Below are 25,672 nucleotides of genomic sequence, written 5' to 3'. Positions count from 1 at the left end.
GGCGCGATGACGGCAGACGCCCCGCCGGTCGTCCAGCTGCGCGACGTCGCGCTGCGTTACGCGAAGACCGTTGCGCTCGACAACCTCACACTGGATTTTCCCGCAGGCCGCATGACCGGGCTGATCGGCCCGGACGGCGTCGGCAAGTCCAGCCTGCTGGCGCTCGCCGCGGGCGCCCGCGCCATTCAGCAAGGCGCCGTCGAAGTGCTGGGCGGCGACATGCGCTCGCGCCGGCACCGCGCGCTCGTCTGCCCTCGTATCGCCTACATGCCGCAGGGTTTGGGCAAGAATCTGTACCCGACGCTGACGGTCGAGGAGAACCTGCAATTCTTCGCGCGGCTCTTCGGCCACGATGCCGCCGAGCGCCGCCAGCGCATCGACTCGCTGACTCGGAGCACCGGCCTTCAGGCGTTTCTCGCGCGACCGGCGGGCAAACTGTCCGGCGGCATGAAACAGAAGCTGGCGCTCTGTTGCGCGCTGATCCACGACCCCGATCTGCTGATTCTCGATGAGCCGACCACCGGCGTCGATCCGCTCGCTCGCGCGCAATTCTGGAATCTGATCGCGCGTATTCGCGCGGGCCGCCCCAGTATGAGCGTGATCGTCGCGACGGCTTACATGGACGAAGCTCAACGCTTCGATTCGCTCGTCGCGATGGACGCGGGCCGGATCCTCGCGACCGGCGAGCCGCGCGCCCTGCTCGCGCGCACGAACAGCGACACGCTGGAAGCGGCGTTCATCGCGTTGCTGCCCGAGGAACGGCGCCGCGGTCACCAGCCGGTCGTCGTCGAACCACTGCCCGCCGATGCCGCGGGCGAGCTCGCCATCGAAGCCCGCGATCTGACCATGCGCTTCGGCGACTTCGTCGCGGTCGACCACGTCAGCTTCCGCATTCGCAGCGGCGAGATCTTCGGCTTTCTCGGCTCCAACGGTTGCGGCAAGTCGACCACGATGAAAATGCTCACCGGCCTGCTGCCCGCGAGCGAAGGCACGGCCAGGCTGTTCGGACGCGAAGTCGATCCCAACGACATCGACACGCGCGCCCGCGTCGGCTACATGTCGCAGGCATTCTCGCTGTATGGCGAACTGACGGTTCAGCAGAACCTGATCTTGCATGCACAGCTCTTTCATGTGCCGCCAGAGGCGATTGCCGCCAGAGTCGACGAAATGGTGAGCCGTTTCGGCCTCGACGAAGTACGCGACGCGTTGCCCGACAGCCTGCCGCTCGGCATGCGGCAACGCCTCTCGCTGGCCGTCGCCATGGTCCACAAGCCCGAGCTGCTGATACTCGACGAACCGACTTCAGGCGTCGACCCCGTCGCTCGCGACAATTTCTGGCAGCTGATGATCCAGCTCGCCCGCCGCGACAAGGTCACGATCTTCATCTCGACGCATTTCATGAACGAGGCAGAGCGCTGCGACCGCATCTCGCTGATGCATGCCGGCCGCGTGCTCGCGACCGGGTCGCCGGCCGAACTCGTACGCTTGCGCGGCGCGGCGACGCTCGAAGAGGCCTTCATCGGCTACCTGGTCGAAGCGGGTGCGGACAAGGCGGAAGAAGGCGGCAGCGCCGAAGCCACGATCGAAGCGCCCGCAAGCGCGAGCGAGTCCGGCACGGGCGCGTTGCCCGAGTCGCCGAACCGCTCACGCCCGCGCGCCTTCAGCCTCAGCCGCGCGTTCACCTATATGTGGCGAGAGGCGCTCGAACTGCGCCGCGACCCCGTGCGCGCCACGCTCGCCCTGCTCGGTTCGCTGGTGTTGATGCTCGTGATGGGCTATGGCGTGAGTCTCGATGTCGAGAGTCTCACCTATGCCGTCCTCGACCGCGACCAGACTGAACTGAGTCACGACTATGCGCTGAACATGTCGGGCTCGCGCTACTTCGTGGAACAGGCCCCGCTCAGCGACTACGACGAGTTGGACAAGCGCATGCGCGGCGGCAAGCTGTCGCTCGCGATCGAAATTCCGCCGCACTTCGCACGTGATCTGGAGCGCGGCACGCCCGTGCAACTCGGCGTGTGGATTGACGGCGCCATGCCGCAGCGCGCGGAAACCATCCGTGGCTATGTGCTCGGGCTCCATCAAGCCTGGCTGATGGAGCAGAGCATTCACCGGCTCGGCATGACGCCGGCCCCGCAGGTCAACATCGAAACGCGCTTTCGCTATAACCCCGACGTGAGGAGCGCGCCCGCGATGGTGCCCGCGATCATTCCGCTGCTGCTCCTCATGCTGCCGGCCATGCTGACCGCGCTGGCGGTCGTGCGGGAGCGTGAGCTCGGCTCGATCATCAATCTGTATGTCACACCGGTTACGCGCAGCGAGTTCCTGATGGGCAAGCAGGTGCCCTATGTGTTACTGGCCGTGCTCAATTTCCTGCTGATGACGCTGCTGGCGCGGATCGCTTTCGGCGTGCCGGTCAAAGGCAACTTCCTGACGCTGCTCGCCGCCGTGCTGGTGTACAGCATCGTCGCGACCGGCATCGGCATGCTGGCATCCACGTTCACCCGCAGCCAGATCGCCGCCATTTTCCTGACGATGATCGGCACGCTCATTCCCGCGATCCAGTTCTCCGGCCTGATCAATCCGCTGTCGTCAATGGAAGGCAGCGGGCGGATTATCGGCTCCATCTATCCGGCGACCTACATGTTCACGATCAGCCGCGGTGTCATCAACAAGGCGCTGGGCTTCGCCGATCTTCAGGCGCAATTCTGGCCGCTCGTGGCCGCCATACCGGTGGTTCTCGGCTTGACCACGGCGTTGCTCAAGAAGCAGGAGACCTGACTGTGCGCCGCCTCTCGAACATCTACCGCCTCGGCGTCAAGGAACTGTGGAGCCTGTGGCGCGACCCGACCATGCTGGTGCTGATCGTCTACACCTTCACGGTGGCGATCTATTCCGCCGCTACCGCACAACCCGACACGCTGCATATGGCGCCGATCGCGATCGTCGACGAAGACGCCTCGCCGTTGTCCGCCCGTATCGCCTCGGCGTTTTTCCCGCCGCAGTTCGGCGTTGCGCGCCTGATCACCCCCGCTCAGGTCGACCGCGGGCTCGATACGGGCAAATACACGTTCGCGCTCGACATTCCGCCGAACTTCCAGCGCGATGTGCTGGCCGGAAGACCCGCATCGATCCAGTTGAATGTCGACGCGACCCGCATGAGTCAGGCGTTCACGGGCAGCAGCTACGTGCAGCAGATCGTGACCGACGAGATTGCCGCATTTGCGGCGCGCTACCGCGACACCGCCGCGCCGCCCGTCGATCTCGCCGTGCATATGCGCTTCAATCCGAACCTCGATCAGACCTGGTTCGGCGCGCTGATGGAAATCATCAACAATGTCACGATGCTGTCGATCATCCTCACCGGCGCCGCGCTGATCCGCGAGCGCGAACACGGCACGATCGAACATCTGCTCGTCATGCCGGTCACGCCGGCAGAGATCATGCTGGCGAAAATCTGGTCGATGGGGCTCGTGGTCATGGTGGTGGCCACGGCTTCGTTGACGTTCGTGGTGCGCGGCGCGCTGCATGTGCCGATTGAAGGCTCGGTGGCCCTGTTCATGGTCGGCACCGCGCTGCATCTGTTCGCCACCACCTCGATGGGCATTTACATGGCGACGCTCGCGCGCAGCATGCCGCAGTTCGGCATGCTGGTAGTCCTCGTGCTGCTGCCTTTGCAGATGCTGTCCGGAAGCATCACCCCGCGGGAAAGCATGCCGAAGATCGTGCAGGACGTCATGCTTTTCGCACCCACGACTCACTTCGTCGAGCTTGGGCAGGCCATCCTGTATCGCGGCGCCGGCCTCGATGTCGCGTGGCGGCCGTTCCTGATTCTGATCGCGATCGGCTCGGTCCTGTTTGCAATGGCATTGCAGCGTTTTCGCAGAACCATCGGTCAGATGGCCTGACTTGCATGCCTGGGCCGACGCACGCCAGACGACCCTCGTGCCCCGCACACATGCCTGATGCGGCAGAAAAGCTCAGGCGCGATTTTTCTCCTCGAAATGCGGCTGCCGCGCTGTCACAAGGGATAGTTCGGCGAGGAATGCGCATGCCGCGTCGAGGAGATCGTCGAACGAAAGCAGCCCGACCAGTTCACCCGACTCGCTGACCACCGGCATGCGCCGTATGGCGTGCAATCGCATCCGCTTGACGAGTTGCCACACGTCTTCCCCCTCGTACGCGACGATGAGCGGCGAGGACATGACATCGCCGACGAAAAGCCCGAACGCATCGACTTCACGTGCTACGACCGCCAGCACGATATCGCGGTCGGTCAGCACGCCACGGGCATGAAGCTTTCCATCCGCGCTCGTCTCCACGGCCACGACATCGCCCACGTGACGATCGCGCATGATCCGGCATGCTTCCAGCACGGTCGTGTTCAGTCCGCACGTCACAACGTTTCTTGTACAGATATCGCCCGCATTCATTTTCCGTATCCTCCCGAGAAGAGAGTCCATGACTCGCCGGGACTCAATCCAATTCAGATTAGCCGGATGAACGAACCAACCATTGACTACAGTCAACTGAGAGAGTGTCCGAATGGCCGATACGCGAACGCACGCGCGATACCGCGTTGCACCACGCGGCACGCCGCTCGACAACTGCAACTACGAATGGGTTGATTTGCATCAATCGCCCTTCGAACATGGCGCCTGAGATGGGTTCAACCGACGCAATACTGCGTCGCCCTCGAAGCGCCGTGTCGCGGCGATATCAGACAGGGGCTTGCGTGTCTAACGCTGAATGACGCGCAGACTCGCCTAAGTCCCTCGAACGCGTTTTACATGCGAGCGCAACAAGTCGATCTCGTCGAGCAGATCGAGCGCCAGCGCGACGCCCGGAGCATTGATCTGGAAGTCGTGCGCCAGCCGCTGCGCAGTCTGCACGCGCCGCAGCGCGGCGCCGCTGAAGCGCCATTCCTGCGGCCGCTCGCCCTTGGGCTCGAACACGCCTTCAGCCACCCAGAGCGTCAACTCCTCCTCCGATGCCCCGCTCACCCGGCTCAACTCAACCAGCGTGAACTCCACGTTCTCATCGACAATCTGGCCTTGCAAATAGGTCGTCGTAGTCGTCTCTTTCACGATGATCACCGATAGAAGTGTGCGCGCGGATCGAAATTGAACGCCTGCCGCATCGCATCGTAAGCGGCCTTCGCTGCGTCGCTATCCGCTGGTGGCAGGACGATGTTCAGAATCACATACAGATCGCCAGGCGGGTTGGCCGGAATGCCCTTGCCTTTGAGCCGCAAGCGCCTGCCGCCGGCAGAACCCGCCGGCACCGTCATCTCGACGGAACCATCGGGTGTGGGCACGGTAACCTGCGCGCCGAGCGCGGCCTCCCACGGAGCCACCGGCAAGTCGAGCGAGACGTCGCGGCCGTCCACGTGAAAGCGCGGGTGTTCCCGAAAGGCGATTTCGAGGTAGAGGTCGCCGGCCGTTTCGGGCGTGGCGCCCGCGGCGCCCTGGCCGCTCAGCCGCAGATGCTGGCCCGCGCGAATCCCCTTTGGAATGGTGACATTGAGCGTTCGCGTTTCCAGCGAAACATGCCCTTGCGGATCGACTACGGGCATTTGCAAAGAAATCGCGCGCTGCGCGCCGCGATACGCGTCTTCGAGATCGATCAACACCTTGGCGTGATGGTCCTCGCCGCGCGCATCGAAAGGCCGCTGCCGAGGATGCGCGCCACGAGCACCGCGCGCGCCGCCAAACATCTTCTCGAAGATATCGTGGAAATCGGCGTGCTCGCCGGCCTCGTTGCCCGCGCCGCTGAATTCGAAACCCTCGTCCCAGTTCGGCGGCGGCTGGAATTCCTGGCCGTTGCGCCAATCGCTGCCCATGCGATCGTAGGCCGCGCGCTTCTCGGGGTCCTTGAGCACCTCGTAGGCTTCGCCCAGCTCCTTGAAACGGTCTTCGGCGTCGGCATGCTTGCTGACGTCCGGGTGATACTTGCGCGCGAGCTTCCGATACGAACGTTTAACGTCATCCTGAGACGCGCTTCGCTCGAGACCCAGGACTTCGTAATAGTCTTTGTATTTCATACTGGCGGCAGACCCATGAGGGATGGGAGCGGCAATGGGTATCCATCGCGTGACGATTACGGACTGACTTTATACCAATCCGGCCGGGCCAGCAAAATTGCGCGTTCGCTACACCGCGTCGGTTCAAAGCGGGAAAGGCGGTCTGCAGGAAGTCTCGTCGATCAGGCGCGGATACGCTGCAGCTTGCTTTTATGCGGCCGGTACAACGTGCGTTTTGCGACTCACGAGCAGCGGCTCCGCGCGGCTCAACATGAACATCTCACCCCCGACTGCAAGCTTCATCGCTTCGCCCATTTCCAGCGTTACACGAATGCCGTCACTCGCCTCACCCATGCTGATCCGCAGATGACGACCCCGCCATTGCATCGCGAAGGCAACGTTCTTCCACGACGCGGGCAATGCCGGGGCCAGACCTAGATGGTCATCGGCAAGCGACACGCCCGCAAAACCCAGTATCGCCATCATCCACATGCCACCGAGGCTGGCAATGTGCACGCCACCCTCCATGGCGGCATGCGTGTCGTCGAGATCGATGGCCGAGGTTCTGCGAAAACAGTCGAGCGCCGTTTCGGACTGCCACAGTCTGGCCGCGACTACACCATGCATGGCGCGACTCAACGAACTGCCGTGACCGCAGCGCGGTGCATAGTAGTTGAAGTTCGCCGCCGCAGCGTCGCCAGGAAACTCTTCAGGCAGCAGCGCCAGCAGGGCGACGACATCGGCCTGTTTGGCAAGCTGGGATCGCTGGATGCGCTCGCGGCCCAGCACGACGTCGATCGGCACTGAACGGGCCGCATAGGCGGCGATGTCGATGTCTTCGAGCGCGAAGAATCCCGCGAACTGCTCGAACAAACCGGTGTTCGAATCAAAGCCCGTGACTATCGCCTCGGCAACCGTGCTCCAACGTTGCAGTTCGGCTTCGTCGAGATTGAGTTGCTCCGACAGACGTTGCCAACTCTCTGGCCAGCGCGCACGCAGTAATGCCGCAGTCTCGACGGCACGCCGGATATTCCAGCGCGCCATCACGTTCGTAAAGGCATTGTCGTCAATCGATTCGTGATATTCATCCGGACCGATCACGCCGCGAATATGACAATGGCCGTCCGCTTCCCTCTTCGCGCGGCTCGCCCAGAAACGTGCCGTCTCCAGAAGAATCTCGGCACCGGCCTCGCGGAGGAATGCGTCATCTCCAGTGGCCCGCCAATATTGCCAGACGGCGTAGGCAACGTCCGCGCTGATGTGCTGTTCCTGCTTACCGCATTTGACATCCACCAGCTTCCGATCAGGGCCGACAACTTGAGCGGGGCACGCCTCCGCGCCGGTATCGGCGGACTCCCACGCATACAACGCACCCTGCCAGCCCATTGCCGCGGCTTTCCCCCGCGCCCCGGCCAGTGTGTGAAAGCGATACATCAACAGCGCCCTTGCTGCCTCGGGCCACGTCAACGTGTAAAACGGCAACAGATGGATTTCCGTGTCCCAGAAGACATGTCCGTGATAGTCGTCGCCCGTTAGCGCCCGCGCGGCGATCGATACATAGTCGTCGGCTGGATTGGCCGCGCCGTTCAGATGGTAGAGCGCGAATCTGAGAGCGCGTTGTGCGCGCGGATCGCCGTCGATCTCGACGTCGCTGCATGCCCAGCGCTCTTCCCAGGCCTTCTCGTGCGCCGCAATCACGGACGGCCAGCCGAGCGTCTGCGCGGAATCCAAAGCGGCCTGCGCGCTGCGAGCGGGATCGATAGCTTCTTTGCCTGCGCGTGCCATGGCGACCGTCCGCGCGAGACAGACGACCTGCCCCGGGGTCGAGGTCCACTTCCACGACCATTGCGACGGGCCGCATACGGTAGAAGGAACCAGCTGGTGGTCGATGTGCAGCGATACCGCGGTGGCCATTGCAAGGCGTGTGCCGGAGGATGCCGCGCGCCACACGCTAAGGCCCTGCTCCGCGCGTTCGGACACGAGACCGATATCCACTGCATCGATCGACGCTTCCAGCGTCACCTCGATCCCTCCCTGCTCCATTTCCAGCAGGATGATCTGCATTCCAATCGCGCGCTGGCTGAGAGAAGCCATATGAAAACTGCGCAACTTGACGCCGAAAGCAGACGCGTTCGACAGGCGCGCCTTGCTGATCACCGCACCGCGCCGCATGTCGAGAATCCTCTCCTGCCGCGTTTCGTCGTGGTCGTGGTGAATCAGAGGTTGCCCTTGCAGCAGAAGCCGAACTTTCAGCCAATCGGGCGCGACGGCGAGCTTGGGAATGCCAGGTTCTTCACTGGCCGTATCGAAGAGTCCCGCAACGAGGGTCCGCGAGGTGGCCACCCAGCGGCCGCCACGGTGTATCGCGCGCGCGCCGCGCACACCGAAAAAACCGTTACTGATCGCGAAGCGCGCGGCGCGGCTGCGTTCAAGCAACGAGTCATAGCTACCTTCGGCCACGATCCAGCTCAAATCGGCGGTTGGGCGCATCACTTCATCGAACTGTTCAGGACTTTTCATGAATCCGCCGGCAAAGCCTTCCACGAGACAGTTGATCGAGATCAACTTCGTCCAGACTGGTCACGACGAGATCGGCGCCCGCCGCTTGCAGCGAGGTCGCGTCGTGCAGGCGCGCGACGCCAAGTGCCGCCATGCCAGCGGCGCGGGCGGCCTCGATACCAGCCGGCGCGTCTTCGACCACGAAGCAGTGCTCGGGCGCGGCGGGCAGCTCCGCGGCAGCGAGCAGGAATATCGCCGGGTCCGGCTTGCCGGCGGGCAAATCGCGGCCGCACACATTGGCGCCGAATACGTCGAACAGGCTGTGGTGATCGTCGAGCGGGATGCGCCGCATCATGTCGTTCGCGTTTTTCGAGGACGACGCAACGGCAATCGGAAAACCCAACTTCCTCATCGCATTGACGAAGCGAAGCGCGTCCGCGAAAGCGGACACGGCTCCTGCGCCTATCAGCGCCTCCAGCCGCCTCTGCTTGCTCTTTGCGTAGGCTTCGGCACGTTGTGCGGCATTCGGGACACCCAGCGCTTGCAGCGCGGCAAGCGCGCCGCTGAACCGTGGCTTGCCGGCCACCTGGGATTGATAGATCGCCGTGGTGAAGCGTGCTGGGTCGGCGAAGCCTGTGAGCGCTTCGCGCCAGGCTCGTTCATGGGGCGACGCGAGCAGCACGCCGTCGACATCGAAAATGGCGGCGGAGAGTATGCGATGGGGATCTGGCGGCGGGGCTCGGGATTGGCGGACTGTCATGCGTGGCATTTGTCCATGAGTGATGGCGGGCGGCCGCAATCTACCGCGCCTGGCTACGTTTGACGCAACGAATCGCGTCGCATCTGGATGCACAATAGCCGACAAACGCTCGATGGGTCAGGAAAACATTCAAGCCCGCAAAAACCTGCTCGATGAATCGAGGCGCTTCAAACCTCAAAGACGACAACTGACACTTAGCGTCGCAATCAGGCCAGGGTCATTGTCAGCAAACTCCAGCGATCCGCGGTGCAGCGTCGCCACCGCCTTCACAAGCGCCAGGCCAAGCCCCACGCCGGGGGTTCCGCGACTTGCGTCGCCACGATAAAAACGCTCCGTTACCTTGGGCTTTTGCGCGTCCGGAATGCCAGGACCATTGTCCGTCACCGAGATCGAGATCATGTCGCCGTGGCGAATCGCAACCACTTTGGTTTCACCACAGTCCGGCGCAAACTTCAGCGCGTTGTCAATCAGATTGCCGATCGCTTGCGCCAGCAAAAGCTGATCGGCCACGGCCGTGAGATCGTCCCCGCATTCCAGCGACAACGCGACCCCGCGCAATTCAGCCACAGGTTGATAAAATTCAACGGCATCCGAAACGATCGTCTTCAGATCGCACGGCGCAAAACCCGAGCGCCTGACACCCGCGTCGATTTCGGCAAGACGCAATAGCGCGTTGAAGATACTGATCACCCGGTCGACATCCGACAGCGCCACCTCCAACTCCGGCAGTATCTCCTCATTGCCCAGCCGTTTCGACGTGCGAGTCAGCACTTCGAGCCGCGCACGCAATTCGGTCAACGGCGTGCGCAAATCATGAGCAATGGCGTTCGACACGTTGCGCACACCATGAATCACTTCGATCAGCGCCTCTTCGGCCTGCTTGCGGGTCTTCACTTCCTGTTGCAACTGGACATTGTGCTTTTCCTGCAATTGCTGCAATGCCCGCAGTTTCAGGTGCGTATCCACTCGCGCGGCCAATTCTTCCATCTGCAACGGCTTGGTAATGTAGTCCACCGCGCCTGCACGAAAGCCCGTGATCTTATCCTCGGTACGCGTCAGGGAAGTCATGAAGATCACCGGAATGTCGCGGGTTTTCTCCATCGCCTTGAGTTGCCGGCAAGTTTCGAAACCGTCGAGTCCCGGCATCATCACGTCGAGCAGGATCAAATCGGGTTGCGCCAGTTCCGCACGCCGCAATGCCTCCATGCCATCGCGGGCGATCGCCACCCTCAGGTTATTGCTCTCCAGACATTCGACCACCAGCCCGAGATTGGCGGGCGTGTCGTCAACCACGAGCACAACGGGCGTATCGGTATCGAATGGTTCGGCTAAGCTCACGAGTTGAGATCCAGATGTTGTTCTATCAGCGATAGCAAGGCTTGCGACTCGTAGCCTGCTGCCAGACGGCGCAACTGCGCCGAAAAGGGTTCGTAACGGCTGTCGAGGCTGACGAGACGATCCGCATGACGGACGATGTCGCGCATCGACCCCAGCAACGCAAAGCGATGCAGCACGGCCAGTTCATCGCGCGGCGGAGCGATCAGCGCGGCGTCCGCTCCGACCGGCGTTGGACGAATCGAACATTTCAAGCAGAGTAGCGCGGCGATCTCCTTCAACAGCCGGTCGAGATCGAGTGGCTTCTCGAGAAAAACATCCGCCCCCGCACCGAGGTTCGCCTGCGCATTGCGTTGCGATGCGTCTGCGGACACGGCGATCACCGGCACATGACGCAACTCGTCCGAGGCGCGAATATGCCCGAGCATTTCGATGCCGCCCATCACCGGCATGATGGTGTCGAGCAGGATCAGGTCGGGCGGCGATGCCATTGCTTTGGCCAACGCATCGCGGCCATCGGCACTCTCCGAGACGCGAAAGCCGCAGCGTTGCAGCGCGTCGACGATCAGCGCGCGATTCGCGGCAACGTCGTCGATCACCAGCACATGGCGCTCATTGCCGTCACAGCCCAGGATCTCCAGCGCCGGAGCGCAATCCGAGGCCTGCGCATACGAAACCGGCGCATCGAGCTGGAACCAGAACATGCTGCCCTGACCGACGACGCTCACCACCTTGATTTCGCCGCCCATCATGCGCACCAACTGACGGCTGATCGCGAGCCCGAGACCCACGCCGCCGGTGCGCCGGGTGAAATCGCCGGCCTGCTCGAACGGCTGAAAGATCGTCTCGAGCCTGTCCGGACTCACACCGACGCCGGTATCGCGCACCTCGAATCGCAGCCGTGAGTCGCTAATCACGCGTACGGCCAGCGTCACTTCACCGTGGTCCGTGAATTTGACCGCATTGGCAAGCAGGTTCAACAACACCTGGCGAAGGCGCTTCTCGTCGGCGCGAATCACCTTCGACAGATTTGGCGGCACCTCGTAGTTGAGGATGAGTTGCTTCTGGTCGGCGCGAACGCTCACTATCTCGGCGATTACGCGCAAGAACGGCCCGAGCGGCACGTCCGTCACATTCAGTTCGAGTTTGCCCGCCTCGATACGCGCGAAGTCGAGCAGGTCGTTGATGAGCATGAGCAGATGCTCGCCGCTCTGTTCGATGACACTCAGGCTCGCCAATTGCCGCTCGGTCATTGCCGCATCGCGCCGCAAAATCTGCGCGTAACCGAGAATGCCGTTCAACGGCGTGCGCAATTCGTGGCTGATGTTGGCAAGAAACTGATCTTTCGCGCGGTTCGCCGATTCCGCCGCGTCTTTCGCAACCCGCACGGTATCTTCGAGCGCCTTTCGCGCCGAGATATCCTGGAGAATCGCAATGGTGTGGATCGCCCGTCCGCTCGAATCACGCTGAAGCGCGACTGACACGCTCACCCAAACCCGCGAGCCGTCGCGCCTGAAAAGCGGCATTTCCTCCGAATAGTGCGAGAGTCGGCCTTCGCTCAACTGCCGCAATTTCTCCGCGCTCGCGGCAAGGAATTCCGGGGCGGCGATGTCCTGGAAGCGCCTTTCCAGCAAACTCTCGCGCTCATAACCGACGATATCGCACGAGCGCTGATTCACGCGCAGGAACCGCCCGTCGAGATCGCAGTGCACGATCCCGACCGCGGCATTTTCGAAAGTGCCGCGAAAGCGCGCCTCGCTCGAACGCAGTGCCTGTTCCGTGAATTTCAGCTGGGTAATATCTACCAGACTGCCGACGAAGCGAATCGGTTTGCCGTCGGCGTCCCACGTTGCCATGCCGCGCACGAGCACCCACCGCACGGTTCCGTCGCTATGGCACAGGCGGTTCTCCACCTCGAACACATCGACCTCTTTGCCCAGGTAGCGGAGCATCGCGGCTTCGGTGCCCGCGCGGTCCTCCGGAAGCAGGATGCTCATATACGCGTCGTAGTCCAGCAAGGTCTGCGGACGCGTATAGCCCAGCCACTCCCAGATGTTCGAGAAGCGCGCGAAGCCCCGGCGATGATCGCCCTCGGGCATGTCGATTTCCCACACGCCGACGTTGGACCCGTACATCGCCGATTCGAGGCGTGCATTGGTCTCGCGGAGTATTTCGGCCTCTTCGGCGCGACGCCGCTGCGTCACGTCGCGAAACACCAGCACCACGCCGAGGATGTCGCCGCGCTCGTCGACGATCGGCGAACCACTGTCGTCGATCGCGATCTCGCGGCCGTCGCGCGCCAGCAGGACCGTGTGATTCGCGAGCCCGACGATCGTCCCGGCCGCCAGCACGGCTGCCACCGGGTCTTCGGCCGGCGCGCGGGTGGTCTCGTTGATCACGCGGAATACTTCCGCGAGCGGCCGCCCCATTGCCGCCTCGCGCGGCCAGCCGGTCAGCGCTTCGGCGACCGGGTTGATGAAGTTGATGCGCGACTCGCGATCGGTCGCGATCACCGCGTCGCCGATACTTGAGAGCGTGACGGCATAGCGTTGTTCGCTTTCGCGCAGCCGCCGTTCCGCGCCGTGCTTGTAGAGCGCCATTTCGACGACGGTCTTCAATTGCGTGTCGTCGAACGGCTTCAGAACGTAGCCGAACGGTTCCGTAACCGTGGCGCGCCGGACGGTGTCCTCGTCGGCATATGCGGTCAGGAAAACCACGGGCAGATTCATATTTTCGCGAAGCAGCCGCGCGGTGTCGATGCCGTCGAGCTTGCCTTCCAGCCGCACGTCCATCAGGATCAGATCAGGCTCGGTCTCGGCGGCAAGAGGCAAGGCGTCTTCGCCACGCGCCGTGATGCCGACCACGGTGTGGCCCGCGCGGCTCATCTGCTGCGCAATGTCTCGGGCGACAACGCGATCGTCCTCGACTATAAGAATGCGGGCGGGCGCCATAGTGTGCTTATCCACGTCCGGTTGCGTTGAAAAGAATGCTGCAGGTCGTGCCGCCGCCGCGGCTCAGCTCCACGGTGCCGTGCAACTGGTGGGTCAGGTCGTGAACCAGTTGCAGGCCCAGCGAGTCCGCCTCTTCCAGTGAGAATTCCGGCGCGATGCCGACGCCGTCGTCCGCGACAGTCAACCTGCACCGCTCGTTGTCGAGCGCGCCGAGTTCGACGCGCACGCAACCGCCGCGCCCGTGCGGAAACGCGTGCTTCAAGGCGTTGGACACCAGCTCGTTGATAATCAGCCCGCACGATACGGCGCGGTTCATATCGAGCTGCACATCGTCGACCTCGACCGACAACTCCACTTCCATCTGCCGCATGTCGTAGGCGCGCGCCAGATGGCCGCACAAATTCTTCACATGGGTCGCCATCTCGATCCGCGCAAAATTGCCGGCGCGATACAGGTTCTCGTGCACCAGCGCCATCGAACGCACCCGGTTGCGGCTGTCGGCGAAGAGTTCAGCCACAGCTCTGTCGGTCACGCGCGCCGCCTGCAAGTTGAGCAGGCTGCTGATCAGTTGCAGATTGTTTTTCACCCGGTGATGCACTTCGTGGAGCAAGGCTTCCTTCTCTTCGAGCAGCGCCTCTTTCTCTTCCAGCGACGCGTTTTCCAGCGAAATGGCCGCCTGCGACGCGAGAAGCTCCAGCACCGCGAGGCGCGCCGGCGTGAACACGCCCGGTGCGAGATCGTTTTCCAGGTACAGCACGCCGATCAGTTTCGCCTGCTTCACGAGCGGCAAACAGAGCACCGCGCGAGCACGGGTCGTACGGAAGTATTCGTCCGTCGAGAACGGATTGGGCAGTGACGCGTCGTCGAGCAGAACGCGCTCCTGCGTGCGAATGCTGGCATGCAGAATCGAGGCCGGCACATCGCGCGGGGTCACCACGGCGCTGTGAAGCCGAACCTCGATACCCTCGCGATTCGCGAGCGCCTGCGCCTCGACCCACAATTTCTCGTCACGCGGCAAAACGAGCAGCGCTCGTCCGGCGCCGGCATGTTCGAGCACGATGGTCATCAACGTGCGGATCAGTTTGTCGAAGGCAATCTCGCCCGAAATGGCTTGCGACGCCTTGACGACCGTTTCGACATCGAGTTGCTCCGCCACGATGCTGCGCGTCGGCGCAATGGCGGCCGGTTCGTGGACCAGGTTCGGATAGCGCCGGTCGAGCGCCTCGACCTTCCCTAACGCGCCCCACCGGAGGTAAGCGAGCCGCGCGTTGCCCAGATAGACGAATGCGATGGTCGTGAAGCCACGCGCCAGATAAAACGTGCCGGCCACTTCATGCGCCAGCCCTTCGATCAACGGAAACTCGTGCTCGTGGGCGAGACGGATTGCATTTTCGTATTCGCGCATCGCCTCGAATTCGTTGCCGTCGATACGCGCGATCTCACCGGCCACGAGCGCTGAACGGCAGGCGAAATTGCCCGGACAATGTTCGGCCCAGGTGACGAGTCTGGCTTGATGCTCGACCAGCGCCCGGTATTGCGCCTCATGCTGATACGGTGGCGCCTCGTCGTACCGGCGCGCGCAGGCCAAGGCAGCATAGAAATGATATTCGGCGATTTCGAAGTGACCGGACGAGGTCCACAACAGCGGCGCCGCTTTCGCGGCGGCCGCCGTCGCCGCCGTTATATCTCCCGCGAAATAGCGCCCTTGCAGCTTGCGGATCCAGTACCAGCACGTCGCGATCGAGAGACAGGGATCGGCTTCGAGATGCGCCTCGAAGGTAGTTTCGTCGAATGCCTCATCGTTGAAGGAGCCGAATGAGGGTGTCAGCCCGCGCAGGCTTCGAATCAGTTGCAACTGCGACCCGATAATGTCGACGATCAGCCCGAATTTCGCGGCCTGCACCACGCCCAAACGCTGCTGCGCCACGCGCTCGACATCGGCGAGCGGATCGCCCGCGGCCAGCAGGCTCGTGACGAGGCAGCAACTGCTGAAGCCGGTGTACGTGAGGTCGCCGCTCTCGCTGGCGACGTCGAACGCGCGCCGCAACAGCGGCAAAGCGGTGCGAATGTGTTTCGTCCACGGCATCACGTGATACGCGAAGCACATGTAGACGCGCGGCCTGAAACGTTGCAGCCCGCGTTCGTCAACGAGCGCGAGGCCGAGCCGGCCGAACTGGAACGCCGCCTCGTAATCGCCGAACACCGGGCCGGCCACCATGCCGAGGTAGGCATAACCGATCGACGACGCGTCGCTATTGCCGTGTTCGAGGCTCAGGTTCGCCATGCGGCACAGCACGAGGCAAACGAGATTCTCGTCGCTGAAAAAGGCCGGCGGCAGCACCGCGGTCAGCACATCGAGCGTGGCACGCCGGTCGCGATGAGTGAGAAGCGGCAGATCGATCAACGACTCGATCGGAGAATCGCCGATCTGCGCGAGAAGCCGGTCGTATTCGCCGCGTGCCTCCTCGCGGCTGGGATGAGGCTGCCAGTCGATGCCGACCTCGCGCAGATAATCAAGGCAGATCTGCACGGCCAGATCGCTCTGATCGAGCGCGGTGAACAGCGTGACACGCAACCACGCCACCGTTGCCCGATCCGGCAGATCGACCGCTCGCCGCGCGAGGTCCGCGAGCCGCTCCTTGGCCAAGCCGGTGTCGCCGGTGAGAAACTCGCACTCCGCGAGACCGCTCTCCAGCGCGAACTTGAGCGCGTAGCAGGTCTCCCATCCCGCGTCGCCGAGCATGGCGCTGCCGATAGACAGGTACGTCGCCGCCGACGCGTAGGCGGACGACGTCTTGGCGCGCCGCCCGGCAATCAGATTGAATTCCACCACCTGCAGGCGCTCGGCGAGGTCGTCGACGATTCCGATCGCGCGGTTGTACTGGTTGACGATCTCGAAGATGTTCTGCTCGATGTCCGCGGCGCTCGCGTTGGCCGCGAACATCCTTCCGATCCCCAGATGAGCGGCCGCGCGCTCGTTTTCGGGAATCAACGCGTAGGCCGCTTCCTGGACGCGGTCGTGCAAAAACGCATAGCCCTGCTCGCGCCGGAACACGAGGCCCGCTTCCACCGCATCGGCCAGCGCACGGTGTACGCCCGCGTCCGAATTGCCACTGACTCGCGCGAGCATCGCGGTCGCCGCGCTGTTGCCGAAGCACGCAAACTGTTTGAGCGCGGCCTGCGCGGCATCCGCCACACGTTCGATCTTGCCGACCATCAGGTCGACGACGCTGTCGGAAAAGTGCGCCTCGCGCAGCGCCGCCATGTCCCATACCCACACGCGGCTCACCGGATCGAACGCGAGGTGCCGGTGCTCGGCGAGCATCTTGAGAAATTGCACCGTGAAGAAAGGGTTGCCGCCGGTTTTCTCGACAATGAATTGCGCGAGCGGCGCGACCTCGGCCGGCGCGGCATGCAGCGCTTCGCCGATCAGACGCGCCACGTCGCCAGGCTGCAGCGGCGCGAGCACGATATCGTGGACGGGCACGCCCAACTCGCGGATCGCCACGAGCGCGCGCGCGAGCGGATGGGCCGACCCTACCTCGTTGTCGCGATAGGCGCCGATGAGCAGCAGATTACGCAGGTTCGGCGCGGCAAGCAGGCTTTCGAGCAGACTGAGCGTGCCGGCGTCGAGCCATTGCAAATCGTCGAGAAAGAGCACAAGCGGATGTTCCGGGTCCGCGAATGCGCCGATGAAGCGCCCGAACACGCCTTGGAAGCGAACCTGCGCTTCCTGCGCCGAAAGCTCGGGCACCGGCGGCTGCGGGCCGAGAATCTGTTCGACTTCCGGAATCAGGTTGACGATCAGTTGACCGTTCGCACCGACTGCCTCGGCGAGCCGCCCGCGCCAACGCGCCAGGTGCTCCGCGTCCTGGGCGAGGACATGCTGCGTCAGGCTCTGAAACGCCTGCCCGAGCGTCGCATAAGGGATATCGCGCTTGTACTGTTCGAATTTGCCCGCGGCGAAGTGCCCGCCGGACGGCCCGAGGCTGGTCCGCAGTTCATGCACGAGCGACGATTTGCCGATCCCGGAATAGCCCGACACGAGCACGAGTTCCGTCGCCCCTTGCCGCACCACGCGATCGAACGCGGCGCCCAGTGCCTGCGTTTCCGTTTCGCGGCCATACAGGCGCTCGGCAATCACAAGGCGTTCGGGCAAGTCGTGAGCGCCGAGTGCGAACGGTTCGATGCGCCCGTTTTGTTCCCAGGCATTCAGGCAGCGGCGCAGATCGTCTTCAAGACCCTGCGCGGTCTGATAGCGATCCTCGGCGGTTTTCGCAAGCAGCCGCATGACGATCGCGGCGACCTGTTGCGGCACGTTGCCGGCCAGTTCGTTCAACGGAATGGGGGTTCTGGCGATATGGCAGTGGATCCACTCGATCGGCGAGTTCGCGCGATACGGCGACTCGCCGCTCAACATCTCATACAACGTGATGCCGAGCGAATAGAGGTCGGCGCGCGAGTCGATCGCGCGATTCATGCGGCCGGTCTGTTCCGGTGCGAGATAGGCGAGCGCGCTCGCCGTGAAGTCAGGCAGCGCGCCGGCCAGCGCCTCGCCGCTCGCGTGCGAGGCAATGCCGAAACCAGTCAACGCCACGTCGCCCGTTTCCGGATTCACCAGAATATTGGCCGGCCGGATGTCCTTGTGGATCAGACCGCGCCCATGCAGCGCGCCGAGCGCCGCCGCGAGATTGGCGGCAACGAGCAGAAAGCGGCCAAGCGGCAAAGACTCTTTCGGCAGCGCGGCCAGCGACACGCCGCCCGGGTCTTCGAGCACCAGCGCCGTACTGCCGCGGTGTTCGATCAGCGCGTGCGGCCGGGTGGCGAACCGGCCGTCGAGCAGGCCACGCAACTCATACGCATGCTCGAGACGCGCCTGACTCGTGGCGCTGGGTTGCTGCGCCGGCAAGGTGACGGTGAGCCACGTTGGTGTGCCGTCGTGCCGGTCGATACGGGACAGCAGGAACTCGCCGTCATCACAGAGTGTTTCAAACCCGAAGCCTGCCAACTCGATCATGCTGCCCCCGCCTGCCCCTGTCGCGCTATTCGTTCGCCGTCAGCATGTAGCCGGCGCTGCGAACCGTCCTCAGCAAGGACCGCTCGAAGCCCGCGTCGATCTTGTGGCGTAATTTGCTTACGTGAACGTCGATGACGTTCGTTTGCGGATCGAAGTGATAATCCCAGATATTTTCGAGCAGCATGGTGCGCGTGACGACCTGGTCGGCGTGGCGCATCAGGTACTCCAGCAGCTTGAACTCGCGCGGCTTCAGCAAGATCGGCTTGCCGGCGCGCGCCACCTTGCGCGAGAGCAGATCGATCGAGAGATCGCCGACCTTCAGGGTCGTCTCGGCGTAGCTTTCATGCGCGCGACGCGTCAGCGCATCGAGCCGCGCCAGCACTTCGCCGAATGCAAACGGCTTGACCACATAGTCGTCACCGCCCGCCTTCAGGCCGCGAATCCTCTCGTCGACGTCGTCCAGCGCGCTCACGATCAGGATAGGCACCCGGTTGCCGGTCGCGCGCAAGGCCGTGATGATTCCCAGGCCGTCGATCCCGCCTGGCAACATGCGATCCATGATGATGGCGTCATAGGTTTCGCTGGCGGCGAGAAACATGCCGTCCCGGCCGTTGTCGGCCGAATCGATCACATGCCCCTCTTCGACGAGGCCTTTTTTCAGAAATCCCGCAACCTGTTCGTTGTCTTCGACGAGCAAGATTTTCATTTAACGCTCGCGCCTTCCCATCGTCATTTGATGCACCGCCGGGGGCAACAGAATGCCCTCGGGCGAATTACCCGCCAATCGGCCGATTATCCGCGAAAAGCGCGACATCCGATTTACGGATGCCATTAAATTTTTTTAATCTTTCCGCAAACTGGCGCCGGTAAAGTCACGGTTGTAAAAATCACCTGCGAATCACCTGCGAATCACCGGCGCATCACCCGCGTCTTTCGCGCCTTCAGGCTTTCCGAACTGCCGCGTTAACTATCGTTAATGATTTCCCCATCCTGAGGAGATCGCGCTGCTCATAAGATCGTCTCCATTGCCTGGATGTGCAATCACGAAACCCCAAGCGGAATGGTCATGATCAAGATCGGACGAGTCGACGTTTCGCCAGAGCTTCGGCAGCTTTATCTGGAAGGCCGGCCATTGCGCGTCGGCGCGCGCGCGTTCGATATTCTCGAAGTGCTGATCAACGCGAGCGGGCGGCTGGTCAGCAAAGAGGCGCTGTTCCAGCAGGTGTGGCCGGAAACGGTGGTGGAGGAAAGCAATCTGCAGGTGCATATTTCCGCGCTGCGGAAGTTGCTCGGCGAAGACAAGGATCTCATCAAGACCATTCCGGGTCGCGGCTATCGCCTGATCCGTACACACGACGCAAGCACCTCGGCGGACGAAGCGCCGGCCGACCCGCCACGCCTCGACGAGCGCCCCGCCGCGCACAACGTGCCGCACTGCTGCACCCCGCTGATCGGGCGCGAGCAGGCACTCGCGGACGTGATCGCCGCGCTCGATTCCGCGCCGCTCGTGACGCTGGTCGGCACCGGCGGCATCGGTAAAACACAGCTGGGTCTGGAAGTGGCGCGCTGCCAGATCGCGTCGTTCGAGGCGGTCCGCTTCGTCAATCTTTCGGTCGTCGAACACCCGGAGGCGACCTTGAGCGCAATCGCCGAAGCACTGGGATTGCATGCCACACAGGCCGAGACCACGCCTGAGCACCTGATTCAAGCCATCGGCGCACGCGAGCTGCTGCTCGTACTGGACAATTGCGAGCATGTGATTCAGGAGGCCGCGACCATCTGCGAGCAACTCATCGAGGCCAATCCCAATCTCAGGATCCTCGCAACGAGCCGCGAGCCCTTGCGAACCCGCATCGAACAGATCTACTGGGTGGCGCCGCTCGAGGTGCCCCGCGAAGACGTCGCGTCTGAAGACATTCTCAACTACAGCGCGGTCCACATGTTCATTGCGCGAACCCGCGCGCGTGATCCGCACTTTCGCCCCGACAGCGAGTGCCTCAGCCTGATCGGCACGATCTGCCGGCGGCTGGACGGCGTGCCGCTCGCGCTGGAACTGGCCGCGGCCCGAGTCACCGCGCTGGGTATCGGCGAACTGGTCGCGCAACTCGACAATCGCTTTCGCGTACTCACGGGCGGACTGCGCACCGCGCCGGCGCGCCAGCAAACCTTGAAGGCGGCGCTCGACTGGAGCAGTCAGTTTCTGTGCAAGCGCGAACGCACCGTATTGCGCCGACTCGGCGTGTTTCGCGGCCGCTTCCATCTCGGTGAGGCGTGTGCGATTGCCGCATGCGAAGACCTCTCCGTCGACGACGTGACCGAAGCGATCGCCGGTCTCGTCTCGAAGTCGCTGCTCATGTTCGGGCCGTGCGGTTCGGCCATGAGCTATTACCTGCTCGAAACCACCCGGGCTTACGCGCTGCAGATGCTGGCCGAGGCCGGCGAGAGCGAAACCGTCGAGCGCTGGCACGAACACTACGCCCGCACGCGCGGCGCCGCAGGGGACGCAATGGATGCACCCGCCGCGCGCTACGCCTGATCGCGTCTCGCGATCCCGGACCGTTGAACGGACGCGATGCGCACGCTTGCGCTCAGACCGCGCCTCTCCTGCGCCCAATGGCCAACTCGATCGAATCGAGCAGCACTTCTTCCGCGAACGGTTTGCGCAGGAAGCTGACGGCGCCGTGCCGCAGCGCGCGCGCCACCGTCACCTCGTCGCCATGCGCGGACATGAATACCACCGGGATATTTCTGCCCTCCGCGTTCAGTTGGCGTTGCACTTCGAGGCCCGGCATGCCCTGCATCCTGACATCGAGCAGGACACACAGCGCATCGTCAACCTCAGGAGAAGCAAGGAATTCCTCTCCCGACGAAAACGTCACAGCCGTATAACCCACCGCTTTCAGCAGGTTTCCGACACCACTTCGTACCGATGCGTCATCGTCGACGATGCAAACAAAGCTCATAGCTGCCAATACTCCAATTGCGCCGACGTAATCACAGAAAAAAATATCCGGCGCGATATTCACTGCTTCAGGAGGCTCAGCGCGTGCGGCGTATCACTTCCCACATTCTGGCGAGTTCGATGAGCGTCTTTGCCTGCATCTTGCTCATCACTCGCCGTTTGTGCACTTTCACCGTCACTTCCTGCGTGCCGAGTTCATGTGCCATCTGCTTGATCATCCTGCCTTCCACCGCCAGTTCGAATACGTCCATCTCGCGCGGCGTCAGCGCGGCGGCACGTTGCAGCACATCCGCATGGAACGCGCGCTCCACGAGGTTGGCCTCGTCTTCGGCCAACGCTCGCCGCACTGCTTCGAGCAGTTCTTCGTCGTCGATCGGCTTGGTGAGGAATTCATGCGCACCCGCCTTGATCGCGCGCACCGACATCGGAATCGATCCGTAACCGGTCAGGAAAATAATGGGCACCTGTACGCCCTGTTGCGCGAGTTGGCTTTGCACGTCGAAGCCATTCGTGCTTTTCAGGTTCATGTCCAGCAGAATACACATCGGCACGTGCGGAAATGCTTGCGACAACACCTCGGCGGGCGACGCAAAACCTTGCGCATTGATGCCTGCCGAACGCAACAGGCGCACTAGCGCGTCACGCACCGTTTCCTCATCGTCAATCACATACACCATCGGTTCGAGTTCCGAAGGAACAGGCATTGCAGAGTCCACAAAAAATTCGAGCGCCGTCATCGTACACGAGGCACGACGCGACAAACGGCTCTGCGAAACGCGGTCAATACCGATCTCATCGCGAGGCAACGGCTTCCATCGCCAGCTTGCCGCCGAGCGCCGCCGCACCGAACACGCGACCATATGGCTGCTCGTAAGCGGGCGCGAGGTAGGCCGCCCGTCTGCTCAATACTTCATCCGCCTCGTGCGATTCGTGCAGCTTGCGCAACGCATATTCACGGGTCGTCTCCAGCAGGAAATACTCTTTGGTCTTGCTGTCGAAAGTCGTCATGAGAAAGCACTTCGAAGCAAGGCCGACAATCGCCTCCGTCACTTCGTTGCACGACAGTCGTGCGCAGGCGGCGACGGCACACGCGGCTTCGAGCGAAAAGCGGCCCGGCAAAACGCCTAGCCGGTGCAGCACCAGGCGCTCCGTCGTGCTGAGCAGCTGATAGCTCCAGTCGAGCGCGGCCTCCAGCGTCTGCTGGCGCGGCGGCGCGGTTCGGCGGCCACCCGTGAGCGACTGGAAACGGTCGTCGAGTTCGGCAACCAGCTTGCGGATGCCGAACACCGCGGCGCGGGCCGCCGCCAGTTCGAGCGCGAGCGGCACGCCGTCGAGCCGGCGGCAGATCGTCGCGACCATCTCGAGGCTGCTGCGGTCGCTATCGACCGCCGCGTTGAGCGCGTTCATCTGCGTGAGGAACATGCGCACCGACGCGCAGCAGAGAATCGCCTGGGAACTTGCGCCCGCTTCGGGCGTGTCGAGCGGCGCGACCCAGTAGAACTTCTCGTCGCGCGTGCGCAGCGGCTCACGGCTCGTGGCCAGAATGCGCAGATCCGCGCTGGCCTGCACCAGCAGTTCGCAAATGGTGGCCGCCGACTCGATCACATGTTCGCAGTTGTCCAGCAGCACCAGCAGCTTGCGGCCGCGAATCGCGGCGACCAGCGACTGAAGCGGCAAGTCGGCGCCCGCGCGCACCACCCCGAGCGCGTCGGCGACGGTATTGATCGCAGCCTGGGCGTTCTGCACCGAGGCGAGCGTGATGAAACACACGTCCATGTCTGAGATATCCGCAATCGACTTCGCCACCGCAATGCCGAGCTGCGTTTTGCCGATGCCGCCCGAGCCGAGCAACGTGACGATCGGCGTTCCCTTCAGCGCGCGGGCGATGTCGCCAATGGCCACGTCACGGCCGATCAGGGGCGTGTGGCAGACCGGCAAGCTGCTCCGGCGAGCCGCTTCTGCGTGCCTCGCCGCAACGGCGCCGTGCAGGTCGGCCGGCCCGGACGGTTCGGCCGGAATGGTCAGTCGGTAGCCGCGTCCGGAAATCGTGCGAATCACCTGGCTATCGGCGCCGAAGATCTTCCTGAGCGACGACAACTGCACGTGGATGTTGTTTTCCTCCACCACCGAGTCCGGCCAGACATACCGAAGAATTTCGTCTTTCGTCACCGTTTTGCCCGCCGCGCGGATCAGCAATTCGAGAATATCGAATGCGCGCGAGCCGACCTGAAGCAATCGATTCTCCAGGTACACCTCACGCATTTCCAGAGACACTATGACTCGACCGATCTTGATCATGCTGCACTCACGCCTGGTTGATTAGCGGGACAGGCACGCTATGGCGATTTCGCCTGTTGCACCAACGCACTCAGTGCAAAGCTTGCGTCGTCGAACCCATACTAAATGGGAAAGTCATCTGAAACTATTATCCATAGGGATATGAGGCGGGCCGCCAGTGCCTGCCACCAGCGGACCCAGTCCCGGCTGGTGGCGGCCTGCGGCGTAATTGCCGGGTCGGCGGAGCCCGTCCCGTATCACACCAACGTATGACTGCGTCATGCGTCGGGCCGGTCCGGCCTATCCGCCCGGCTTTGCCCGCCAGGCAACGCATGACGAGCCAACGCCGCCTCTTGCGTGCGAATCGGCAAGCAACCGTGCTGCGGCGAAAGATCGAGGCCGCCCGGACCACGATACTGGGCCCCGTCAGTCATCCCTCACCCGATTCAATTGCGCAGCCCTTCGCGGCCGGCGCCCGGAGAACACGTCATGCGCATCGAGAAAGCCTTCCGGTTTCGCCCCGCTTACGGCTATGCAGCCGCCGTCGTGTGTGTTGCGCTCGCGGCCTGGGGCGCGGTGAATCCGCCGCCCACGCTCGGCATCGTACAGACGCTGGACCAGACCGACCTCGACACCCAGTTGCCGCTCGAACGGTTTGCCGTCGCGGCGGGCAACGCGGCCGCCTCGTCATCGCGAGCGCTGCGGCAGACCGAGCAGTCGTTACCGCTTCCATTGCCGCGGCATGCCGAGCGGGCCGTGCCGCAAGACCGACGCATCAATGGCGATACGCGCAATGAGAAGGCTGAGGCAGGCAACGGCTTTGCGAGGCTGAGCACGCCACGCCGGAAGAGCAACGCGCACGATGACTACCGGACGATCGAAAACTGGAAGAACTGGACGTGACCGAAACGTTCCCGCTCGTCCGACCACTCGCCAATCATCGGAGGTACTCCATGATCAACCCATCGCAGCGACCCGCCGTGCCCTCCAGTGTCAAACCGGCGGCCACCATCGCGGACCCGAAAATCTGGCGCTGGTATGCGGATCTGATGGCCGATCGGCGCCTGGTGTGCGAGCACGACGGCGCACGGTGGGTCGTCGCGGTCGACGGAAGACGCCTCGCCGACGAGCGCGCATTCGAAGCCGCGGTGCACAGCGCCTATGCGATGACGCGCGCGCTCTCGGCATTGGATAGCGCACGCGTGGCCTGAGCCGCCCGCAACAACGCCCTACGCGGGAAGCACGCAAGAAGCGGGGAAAAGCGGGGGAAAAGCGGGAAAGAAGCACGAAAGAAAGAAGCGAAGGAAACGCAAGCAAGCGCCGTAAGCGGCGCCTGCCCGATCATTCCTCGTCGGGATACACCCCGGCCGACACGATGCATACAAAGGCGGTCGCTTTCAGCAGACACTCCACCGAAGACAGCACGAATCCCAGCGGAAACACGCGATATTCGACCGGCAGCCCGAAGGCCACCGCCATCAGGCCGATCGTGCAAAGGAACGCGTAGACGATCCGCGCCATCCGGCTGCCGGACAGAACAAAGCCCACCAGCGCGACCCACAGCAATTTGGCGATGACGCACGCAGCCGCATCGCGCGTGGACTGGCTGACCCAGATCTCGAACGGCAATTCGAAAACCGACCAGACCGCGGTCGCGACAACGACCCGGCGCGTCCAGCGCCCGAGCGCGGCGGGTTCGACCGGCGCCAAAACCTGAGCGCGCCAGTCCATCGCGTCGGCGCGCTCGGCGGCCGGCACAAACATCAGATCGGTGCCGCTCGTGTCGCGGTGTGATTCGTTCAGATAGCGCATCTCGATGCTCCGGTGGTGCCCAGGTGTCGGCGAGGAA

At 63.2% G+C, this 25,672-nt stretch carries 18 protein-coding genes; 5 read left to right on the top strand and 13 right to left on the bottom strand.

The genetic code is table 11. The features are described 5' to 3' along the window. Positions 1 to 6: 6 nt before the first annotated feature. Both rbbA and AC57B1_RS25405 read left to right on the top strand, forming a co-directional pair. Positions 7 to 2,781: a ribosome-associated ATPase/putative transporter RbbA gene (gene rbbA, locus AC57B1_RS25410; protein WP_496419056.1), complete on the top strand. Its 2,775-nt coding sequence runs from the start codon at positions 7 to 9 to the stop codon at positions 2,779 to 2,781. A gap of 2 nt (positions 2,782 to 2,783) precedes the next feature. Then, positions 2,784 to 3,908 (top strand): ABC transporter permease, encoded by a 1,125-nt coding sequence (locus tag AC57B1_RS25405; protein ID WP_496419055.1) that lies wholly within the window; start codon positions 2,784 to 2,786, stop codon positions 3,906 to 3,908. A 72-nt stretch (positions 3,909 to 3,980) separates the two neighbouring features. Here the strand turns inward: AC57B1_RS25405 and AC57B1_RS25400 are convergent, their stop codons facing one another. From AC57B1_RS25400 to AC57B1_RS25360, 9 genes are all read right to left on the bottom strand, one after another. Then, positions 3,981 to 4,433 (bottom strand): CBS domain-containing protein, encoded by a 453-nt coding sequence (locus AC57B1_RS25400; protein ID WP_408299401.1) that lies wholly within the window; start codon positions 4,431 to 4,433, stop codon positions 3,981 to 3,983. Between the two features lie 333 nt (positions 4,434 to 4,766). Next, a complete protein-coding gene (locus AC57B1_RS25395; protein WP_496419054.1) occupies positions 4,767 to 5,096 on the bottom strand; it encodes a chaperone modulator CbpM in 330 nt (109 codons plus the stop codon). Then, the gene (locus tag AC57B1_RS25390) at positions 5,093 to 6,043 is read right to left on the bottom strand and encodes a DnaJ C-terminal domain-containing protein (RefSeq protein WP_496419053.1); all 951 of its coding nucleotides are present in this window, start codon (positions 6,041 to 6,043) and stop codon (positions 5,093 to 5,095) included. The genes AC57B1_RS25395 and AC57B1_RS25390 overlap by 4 nt, the downstream gene beginning before the upstream one ends. A gap of 189 nt (positions 6,044 to 6,232) precedes the next feature. Beyond that, complete coding sequence (locus AC57B1_RS25385; RefSeq protein WP_496419052.1) at positions 6,233 to 8,542, bottom strand: glycoside hydrolase family 65 protein; 2,310 nt, start codon at positions 8,540 to 8,542, stop codon at positions 6,233 to 6,235. Beyond that, positions 8,529 to 9,281, bottom strand: a complete 753-nt coding sequence (locus AC57B1_RS25380) for an HAD family hydrolase (RefSeq protein WP_496419051.1) — start codon at positions 9,279 to 9,281, stop codon at positions 8,529 to 8,531. The genes AC57B1_RS25385 and AC57B1_RS25380 overlap by 14 nt, the downstream gene beginning before the upstream one ends. A gap of 174 nt (positions 9,282 to 9,455) precedes the next feature. Further along, positions 9,456 to 10,619, bottom strand: a complete 1,164-nt coding sequence (locus tag AC57B1_RS25375; RefSeq protein ID WP_408353906.1) for a response regulator — start codon at positions 10,617 to 10,619, stop codon at positions 9,456 to 9,458. Then, positions 10,616 to 13,582, bottom strand: a complete 2,967-nt coding sequence (locus AC57B1_RS25370) for a PAS domain S-box protein (RefSeq protein ID WP_496419050.1) — start codon at positions 13,580 to 13,582, stop codon at positions 10,616 to 10,618. The genes AC57B1_RS25375 and AC57B1_RS25370 overlap by 4 nt, the downstream gene beginning before the upstream one ends. Next, complete coding sequence (locus AC57B1_RS25365) at positions 13,575 to 18,584, bottom strand: ATP-binding protein (RefSeq protein ID WP_496419049.1); 5,010 nt, start codon at positions 18,582 to 18,584, stop codon at positions 13,575 to 13,577. The genes AC57B1_RS25370 and AC57B1_RS25365 overlap by 8 nt, the downstream gene beginning before the upstream one ends. A gap of 25 nt (positions 18,585 to 18,609) precedes the next feature. Continuing rightward, positions 18,610 to 19,290, bottom strand: coding sequence for a response regulator transcription factor (locus AC57B1_RS25360; protein ID WP_091803302.1), 681 nt, complete (start codon positions 19,288 to 19,290; stop codon positions 18,610 to 18,612). A gap of 360 nt (positions 19,291 to 19,650) precedes the next feature. Here AC57B1_RS25360 and AC57B1_RS25355 point away from each other — a divergent pair, with 360 nt between their 5' ends. Continuing rightward, the gene (locus AC57B1_RS25355) at positions 19,651 to 21,120 is read left to right on the top strand and encodes an ATP-binding protein (protein ID WP_496419048.1); all 1,470 of its coding nucleotides are present in this window, start codon (positions 19,651 to 19,653) and stop codon (positions 21,118 to 21,120) included. A gap of 52 nt (positions 21,121 to 21,172) precedes the next feature. On the opposite strand, the gene AC57B1_RS25350 is transcribed toward AC57B1_RS25355, so the two are convergent. From AC57B1_RS25350 to AC57B1_RS25340, 3 genes are all read right to left on the bottom strand, one after another. After that, complete coding sequence (locus AC57B1_RS25350; protein WP_496419047.1) at positions 21,173 to 21,610, bottom strand: response regulator transcription factor; 438 nt, start codon at positions 21,608 to 21,610, stop codon at positions 21,173 to 21,175. A 13-nt stretch (positions 21,611 to 21,623) separates the two neighbouring features. Further along, a complete protein-coding gene (locus AC57B1_RS25345; RefSeq protein WP_496419046.1) occupies positions 21,624 to 22,250 on the bottom strand; it encodes a response regulator transcription factor in 627 nt (208 codons plus the stop codon). 88 nt (positions 22,251 to 22,338) lie between these two features. Beyond that, entirely contained in the window at positions 22,339 to 23,844 is a 1,506-nt protein-coding gene (locus AC57B1_RS25340) for an ATP-binding protein (protein ID WP_496419045.1), read from the bottom strand. Positions 23,845 to 24,312: 468 nt separating this feature from the next. Here AC57B1_RS25340 and AC57B1_RS25335 point away from each other — a divergent pair, with 468 nt between their 5' ends. Continuing rightward, the gene (locus AC57B1_RS25335) at positions 24,313 to 24,726 is read left to right on the top strand and encodes a hypothetical protein (RefSeq protein WP_408353920.1); all 414 of its coding nucleotides are present in this window, start codon (positions 24,313 to 24,315) and stop codon (positions 24,724 to 24,726) included. A gap of 50 nt (positions 24,727 to 24,776) precedes the next feature. Next, a complete protein-coding gene (locus tag AC57B1_RS25330; RefSeq protein WP_408353922.1) occupies positions 24,777 to 25,034 on the top strand; it encodes a hypothetical protein in 258 nt (85 codons plus the stop codon). A gap of 130 nt (positions 25,035 to 25,164) precedes the next feature. Here AC57B1_RS25330 and AC57B1_RS25325 read toward each other — a convergent pair whose 3' ends face one another. Then, entirely contained in the window at positions 25,165 to 25,635 is a 471-nt protein-coding gene (locus tag AC57B1_RS25325) for a hypothetical protein (RefSeq protein ID WP_408353924.1), read from the bottom strand. Positions 25,636 to 25,672: the final 37 nt, after the last annotated feature.

The sequence above is a fragment of the Paraburkholderia sp. BGA-UO-ETr-F21 genome (genome assembly GCF_059567925.1).
Note: the sequence above shows the minus strand (reverse complement) of the source record. Positions and strands in the feature narration are given on the sequence as shown.